Origin of the sequence: Lutibacter sp. (assembly GCF_040883305.1) — a bacterium.
Classification (GTDB): Bacteria; Bacteroidota; Bacteroidia; order Flavobacteriales; family Flavobacteriaceae; genus Lutibacter.
Window position 1 is genome coordinate 1 of the sequence record NZ_JBFLKT010000433.1, and the last position, 5,876, is coordinate 5,876.

Sequence of the window (5,876 nt, forward strand, 5' to 3'; positions counted from 1 at the left end):
AAATTTTTCATTTTGTAACTTTTTAATTAATATTCTTTAAAATTTAAATAGGTTAATAAACTTGTGTTATTACAATTAGTTAACAAAACTACATAAAATTTTTTATTATGCAATAATTGATTTGTAAAAACTATCAAATTTTTAGCCTATATGGAGCTTATTTGTAATAATTAGCTTTAAAAAGCTAGAAGACAATGGTTTAAAATAAGTGTGTGAAGTAGTTTTTTGCTTAAGAATTAAATTTATACAAATTGTAACGCATCAAAATTCATTAATTATCATCTTTTAAAAGAATTTTTTGTGATTAAAAGGCTAATTATAATGTTAGAAGTGATAAAATATCACTTTTTTGTCTTTTTTTTTGCAAATTTCTATATGTATGTATAATTATTAACGGTGGAAAATGTTTCGTGGGGTGTTATAAATTAAGTTATTCTTTGAAAATGTATTCTTTTAATGGCATTGTCAAAGTAATGTAATTTAGGAGTACTTTTTAAAGTGTTAGATATTAAACAGTTTTCACTAAAAAAACCTGTTACGAAACAATTTGGTAATTTGTTTGATACAGGTTGATAATTTTGTAGTTACAATTTAAAATAAGGTAATGTTACTATTTGATCTTACTTTGCACCTAAAAGCAATAACTCACTTACCACTACTTCTGTAATATAGCGTTTATTGCCGTCTTTGTCGTCATAACTTCTTGTTGTTAGTTTTCCTTCAATAGCGATCTCTTTTCCTTTTTCTAAATAGTTTTCTGCTATTTCTGCTGTTTTACCCCAAGCTACTAAATTATGCCATTCGGTATTTGTAACTTTTTCTCCTTGTGCGTTTTTGTAATTTTCATTTGTTGCAATTGAGAACTTTGCTAATTTTTTTCCAGATTCTAATGTAATAATTTCTGGCTTGTTTCCTAAATTTCCAATTAACTGTACTTTGTTTCTTAACGTATTCATAAGATAAGTTTTTATAAGTTGAATATCATTCGGTCAATTCAACGGTGCAAATATTTAACAACTTGCAAGTTTTATTCGGTTGTTATGTAGTTACTTTCGTATGTAAATGTTTGTAGTCGTTTGTAAACGGATATTTTTTACTATATTTGAGATTGGAACGTGAAAAGTGAGAAGTGAGAGTTGAGAAGTGAGAAGTTGTAGGTCTAAGACTGGAGATTATAAAAATTAAATGAGATGAAAAAAAATTGTTTAGAATGCGATGAGCCACTAAAAGGAAGAATAGATAAAAAGTTCTGTTCAGATTATTGTAGAAATACTTACAATAACAAAGTTAATAAGGATAGTAAAAACCTAATTAGAAATATTAATAACAGACTTAGAAAAAATCATAGATTGCTTTGCGAGTTAAATACTTCTGGAAAAACTAAAGTTACTAGAACCAAATTATTAGATGGAAACTTTGATTTTAACTATTTCACTTCAATATACACTACTAAAACAGGGAATACCTATTATTATATATACAATCAAGGATATCTTGCTTTAGATAACGATTATTATCTTTTAATTAAGAAAGAGTGATTGTTTTACTAAGTAGAAAAACTTCAAATAATAATAATAATAATGTATTTCGTTATTGCGAAACTTTGAAAAAGTTGAAGCAATCTCATGAATTGGAATTCTAAAAACACAGATTACTTCATTTTACAAACATAGGATGACGTTCTATTTGATATTTAAAATATAGCAAAACGATATGATATAGCATTTAAAAGTTATTTTCAACTTCAGCAGCTTCTAACATTAAATAATGTAAGTCGGTATTTTTTATAAAAGAAGTTAATAATTCACTTCCAGGACCAAACATAGCCAGTTCAACATAATCGGCAGAATGCTGCATGCTTATCCACCCAACAGCGTTGTGGTTTTTTTGAATTTTGGCTAATTCATTAAATGGTAAATGTTTATAATTATATAAGCCATCTTCAGCTTTAATAGAAGTATAATACCCTAAAAGTAATTTAGCTTCATCATCTGTTACTGCAAAACTATTAGCATATTCGATTCTTTCTTTAATTTGAGAAATTGAAGTTTCTTTTCCAAAACCATTTAAAATCCAATCGTTGGTATGCTTGTACTGTTGTATGCTATCAAATTGTTTGTTCGCTTTTTTTCCATAAATAACACCAGGGTTTGCGTTTCCGTGATCTGAAGTAATTATAACCAAGGTGTTTTCATCTTTTTCAGCGAAATCTATAGCTACTTTCACGGCTTCGTCATGGGCAACTTGATCGTATAGCAAACCTGCAATATCATTACCATGGGCAGCCCAATCTACTTTTCCTGCTTCTACTTGCAACACAAATCCTTCTTTATGATTTTTCATACGGTCAATTGCTTTTTGTGTCATTTCTCCCAATGTTGGAATTTTTTCAGAGAGTTCCTTACTACTGTTTCTATCTACAGTATAAGGCAATCCATCATTATAAAAAACACCTAAAATTGGTTTTTCATTAGTTGCTTTCAACATTTCGTTTCTAGTTTTAACAACTTGATAACCTCCAGCTTCAAATTTTTGATATATATCTACCTTATCTTTTCTGTAATCGGCAGAGAAATATTTTTCTCCTCCCCCCATCATAACATCAAATTTTTGGGTTAAATACTTTTCGGCAATACCTTCTTGGTCGTTTCTACTTTTACTGTTTACACAAAACCCTGCAGGAGTTGCATGCGTTATGGGTACGGTAGTTACGCAACCTGCCATTTTACCCGCTTTTTTAAATTTTTGCCAAATTGGGAGGTATGCTTCACCTTTGGTTCCAATATTTATACCTCCATTTTTTATCCTAAAACCACTTCCCCAAGAGGAACTTGCAGCAGCAGAATCTGTAACAATAGAATTTGCAGAAGCCATATCCATTAATGCTCTATTTACTCTATTGTCTTTATATAATTGAAGCCAATTACTCCCTTTTCCAGTTTTTCTTGAAAGGTATAAATCTGCCATGTTTAAAGTACCAGTACTCATACCATCACTTACTAATACAATTATATTTTTAGCTTTTCTATTTTTATTTATGAAATCATTGTCTAAAGTTGTTGCACTTAAATCAAAAGGATTTAATAGTGATGTACCAAGTGCAAAAAGAGATCCGTTTTTAAAAAAGTTTCTTCTATTCATATTCAGGATTATAAAAAATAATATTTTTCAAAGATAATTATTAGTGTATTATTTATTTCTTTTTTAAAACATTTAATGAAACGTTAACAATTTATTTTAATTAGACTAAAAAATAAATTAATTTTAGGGAATTCAATTTTGTAAAAATGATTTCAAAAAGGTACTCTCAAGTAATTTCAATTTTAGTAATTGTATGTGCAGTTTACTTTAGTTTTAGTTCCTTAATGCCCACATTTAATAAGCAAACAGTATTAAGTGAAACAGCGTTTTCTAATAAAAATGCGTTAACTCATTTAAAGAAAATTTCAGAAAAACCCCATTATACTGGATCCGCTGAACATATCGTTGTTAGAAACTACCTAGTTAATGAATTTGAAAAACTTGGACTAACTGTTGAAATCCAAGAACAGGTTGCCGTAAATAAGAAATGGAGAGCAGCTACAAATACTAAAAATATTTTAACAAGAATTAAAGGTTCTGAAAATGGAAAAGCCCTGTTGTTACTTTCGCATTACGATTCCAATCCACATTCTTCATTAGGTGCAAGTGATGCAGGAAGCGGAGTTGTAGTTGTTCTGGAAGGAATTCGTGCTTTTTTAGCTGAAAATAAAATTCCTAAGAATGATATAATTATTTGTATTTCCGATGCTGAAGAATTAGGATTGCTAGGCGCAAATGCTTTTGTAAATAATCACCCTTGGGCAAAAGATGTTGGGCTTGTTTTAAATTTTGAAGCAAGAGGAAGTGGTGGTCCAAGTTATATGTTAATGGAAACCAATGGCGGGAATAAAAATTTAATCGAAGCATTTCATAATGCAAATACACCCTTTCCAGCTGCAAACTCCTTAATGTATAGTGTTTATAAAATGTTGCCCAACGATACGGATTTAACTGTTTTTAGGGAAGATGGAGATATTGATGGTTTTAATTTTGCATTTATTGGAGATCATTTCGATTACCATACTGCGCAAGATGCTTTTGAGCGTATGGATTTAAATACGTTTCAGCATCAAGCATCATACTTAAAAGCGACGTTGAATTATTTTTCAAATGCCGATTTATCCATTTTGAAGGCTGATGAGGATTTTGTATATTTTAATTTCCCTTTTTTTGGAATGGTGTTTTACCCATTTTCTTGGGTATTACCTATGGTGTTAATTTGTGGGTTGTTATTTTTAGTTTTATTAATTGTTGGGTTCTCTAACAAAAGACTAACTATTGTAGGATTTTTAAAAGGGTTTATTCCATTTATATTGTCGCTTTTAATTTCTAGCTTTCTGGCTATTTATTGTTTGAAGATTTTACTAAAAATTCATCCAAATTATAAAGATATTTTACACGGATTTACCTATAACGGATATTATTATATAGCAGCTTTTGTCGCTCTAACTTTGGCAATCTGTTTTTGGTTTTATAAAGGGTTTTTCAAAAAACGGACTGCACAAGATTTGGTAATAGCACCATTATTTATTTGGATACTACTAAATGTTGGCATTGCCTTTTATTTACCAGGAGCCGCTTTTTTTATAATTCCAGTGATAATTTTACTTTTAATATTAAGTATTTTAGTTTTTAACAAGCCTGAAAACAGGGTTGTATTATTTTCAATTGCAGTAATTCCGATTCTAATTATTTTTTCACCTTTAATAAAATTGTTTCCTGTTGGTTTAGGTTTAAAAATGTTAATTATTAGCACAATTTTTACAGTGTTATTATTTGGTTTGCTTATTCCTGTTTTTCAGTACTATAAAAACCAACGGAAAATACCTTATTTATTTTTTCTGATAGGAGGTATGGCATTGATTTCGGCAACTGTAAATTCAGGATTTTCCGAAGATAGAAAACAACCAAATAGTATAATATATGTCGTAGATGCTACTGTAAATAAAGCATATTGGGCAAGTTATAATACAACAACAGATGATTTTACAACCCAATTTTTAGGTGAAAACCCTACAAAAGGAAGTTACGATGCTAACACAATTGCAAGTAAGTACAAAACAAAGATTAAGTTACATAAGCAAACCGAAATAGTACCACTTGAAAAGCCAACCATAACCATAGTCTCGGACACAATTATAAATTCAAACAGAAGAATTTGTTTAAGTATTTATTCAAATAGGAATGCGAATAAAATTGAATTGTTAACCACATCTCCAATTGAATTTAAAGAGTTTAATGTGAATGATGTTGCATTAAAAAAAGAGGCAATTAAAAACAATGTCCTTTCAATTAAATCAGGATCGATTTTAAGTTATTATAGAACTGATGAAAATGAAATTATTGATTTTGAATTTGTTGTTGCTATAAACCAAAAGTTTGATATTGATATTTTAGAATCGAAATTCGATTTATTTACAAATCCACTTTTTAAAACCCAACCTCGATCTAAATCTATGCTGCCAATGCCATTTGTTTTAAATGATGCCACAGTTATAAAAACAAACATAAAATTTTAACAATGAAAAAAATATCGATATTAGTATTCATAACAATTTTTATTTTTAGTTGTAAGAAGATACCACAAGAAAAAACCGCAATTAATACACAAAATGAAATCGTGTATTCAAAACCTGTTTTAAATGCCAAAAGCGCCAATTATTTATATCATTTTGCTTTTGAATGTATCGATCAGGAATATCCGAACAAATTGGGTCAAGTTTTAGGAGATGCTACTTATTTAAAAGAACCTTCAGAATTACATCCTGCTTTTTATGGCTGTTTTGATTGGCATT

Annotated in this window: 5 protein-coding genes; 3 read left to right on the forward strand and 2 right to left on the reverse strand. The window is 29.1% G+C overall.

Features of this window, described 5'->3' with window-relative positions; all coding sequences use genetic code 11:
* Positions 1-620: 620 nt before the first annotated feature.
* A complete protein-coding gene (locus AB1Z17_RS14025) occupies positions 621-956 on the reverse strand; it encodes a single-stranded DNA-binding protein (RefSeq protein WP_368052393.1) in 336 nt (111 codons plus the stop codon).
* A gap of 234 nt (positions 957-1,190) precedes the next feature.
* On the opposite strand from AB1Z17_RS14025, the gene AB1Z17_RS14030 reads away from it, so the two are divergent.
* The gene (locus AB1Z17_RS14030; protein ID WP_368052394.1) at positions 1,191-1,538 is read left to right on the forward strand and encodes a hypothetical protein; all 348 of its coding nucleotides are present in this window, start codon (positions 1,191-1,193) and stop codon (positions 1,536-1,538) included.
* Positions 1,539-1,725: 187 nt separating this feature from the next.
* On the opposite strand, the gene AB1Z17_RS14035 is transcribed toward AB1Z17_RS14030, so the two are convergent.
* Entirely contained in the window at positions 1,726-3,141 is a 1,416-nt protein-coding gene (locus AB1Z17_RS14035) for an alkaline phosphatase (RefSeq protein WP_368052395.1), read from the reverse strand.
* A gap of 146 nt (positions 3,142-3,287) precedes the next feature.
* Here AB1Z17_RS14035 and AB1Z17_RS14040 point away from each other — a divergent pair, with 146 nt between their 5' ends.
* Both AB1Z17_RS14040 and AB1Z17_RS14045 read left to right on the forward strand, forming a co-directional pair.
* Positions 3,288-5,600, forward strand: a complete 2,313-nt coding sequence (locus tag AB1Z17_RS14040; RefSeq protein WP_368052396.1) for a M28 family peptidase — start codon at positions 3,288-3,290, stop codon at positions 5,598-5,600.
* A gap of 2 nt (positions 5,601-5,602) precedes the next feature.
* Positions 5,603-5,876 (forward strand): DUF2891 family protein (locus AB1Z17_RS14045; protein ID WP_368052397.1); only part of this gene is annotated, 274 nt, incomplete at its 3' end.

What these genes read in the sequence shown, in the direction of transcription:
- AB1Z17_RS14025 (WP_368052393.1), bottom strand. Translation starts at nt 956, where the DNA reads ATGAATACGTTAAGAAACAAAGTACAGTTAATTGGAAATTTAGGAAAC.
- AB1Z17_RS14030 (WP_368052394.1), top strand. Translation starts at nt 1,191, where the DNA reads ATGAAAAAAAATTGTTTAGAATGCGATGAGCCACTAAAAGGAAGAATA.
- AB1Z17_RS14035 (WP_368052395.1), bottom strand. Translation starts at nt 3,141, where the DNA reads ATGAATAGAAGAAACTTTTTTAAAAACGGATCTCTTTTTGCACTTGGT.
- AB1Z17_RS14040 (WP_368052396.1), top strand. Translation starts at nt 3,288, where the DNA reads ATGATTTCAAAAAGGTACTCTCAAGTAATTTCAATTTTAGTAATTGTA.